This window comes from Falcatimonas sp. MSJ-15 (genome assembly GCF_018918265.1).
Classification (GTDB): Bacteria; Bacillota; Clostridia; order Lachnospirales; family Lachnospiraceae; genus Falcatimonas.
In genome coordinates this window covers 1-1,048 of sequence record NZ_JAHLQC010000058.1, presented here as the reverse complement: position 1 = coordinate 1,048, position 1,048 = coordinate 1, and the positions used below count along the sequence as shown (strand labels likewise).

Sequence of the window (1,048 nt, the reverse complement as noted above, 5' to 3'; positions counted from 1 at the left end):
CAGCAATGGTATATAATCTTAATACCGGTAAAAATGATGAACTGTTAGAAAGATGTAGACCACTTAAGGAATATATGATATTTATAAATAAAGTAAGAGAATACTCAGATGACAAAGGCATAGATATCAAGACAGCAATAACCAAGGCAATAGATTACTGCATAGAAGAAAATATTATGAGAGAATTTTTGATAAAGCATAAGGCGGAGGTGTTTAGTGTGTGTATAACAGAATTTGATGAAAAGATATATGAAGCAGAGTTAAGAGAAGAGGCTCGTGAGGAAGGACGTGAAGAGGAACGCATCAAGAATATTCTGACAATGGTATCAATATTAAGAGGACTTGGACTAGATGACAGCACGATAGCCCAGCAGATTTCAGAAAAGTTTGAGCTTACACCTTTGGAGATTGATAGATACTTCGATAAAGTCCTTAAAGGATTAGATAAAAGTAATTGATAGATACTTTGATAAAGCCATTAAAGGATTAGATAAAAGTAATTGACAGATACTTTAATAAAGCATTTAAAGGATTAGACAGAAGTAATTCATAGATAAGATTAACTTATAGATTATAGATAAGCATAGATTTTGAACTTTATAATTTATATGGTAGATTAACACTAACATTAAGAACCGGAATATAGACGGGAGAATAGACAAGAGAGGATTTTTATGGCATCAACTAATGAAAACGTAGGTATTAACCGTACTTACAAGGACAGACTTTTTAGATTAAGATTCGGTTCCGAAGAGTATAAAGAGGATATGTTATCACTTTATAATGCACTTAACGGAACAGAATACAACAACACAGAAGATATCAGGATAACAACACTTGATGATGTAATATACATGAAGATGAAGAATGATATATCAATTCTTCTAGACAGCAACATGGTCTTGTGGGAACAGCAGAGTTCGATTAACCCGAATATGCCGGCAAGAGGACTTATGTATTATGCGAATCTTCTAAGCCAGTATATTAAGACAGAACGTTATGGAATATATAATAAGAAGTTAATACCTATTCCGACACCACAGTATGT

General features: G+C 32.7%; 2 pseudogenes. Both read left to right on the top strand.

What is annotated here, in order from left to right:
• Nucleotides 1-458, top strand: a pseudogene (locus KQI85_RS16345) (hypothetical protein); the annotation flags it as partial.
• A gap of 216 nt (nucleotides 459-674) precedes the next feature.
• Nucleotides 675-1,048, top strand: a pseudogene (locus tag KQI85_RS16340) (hypothetical protein); the annotation flags it as partial.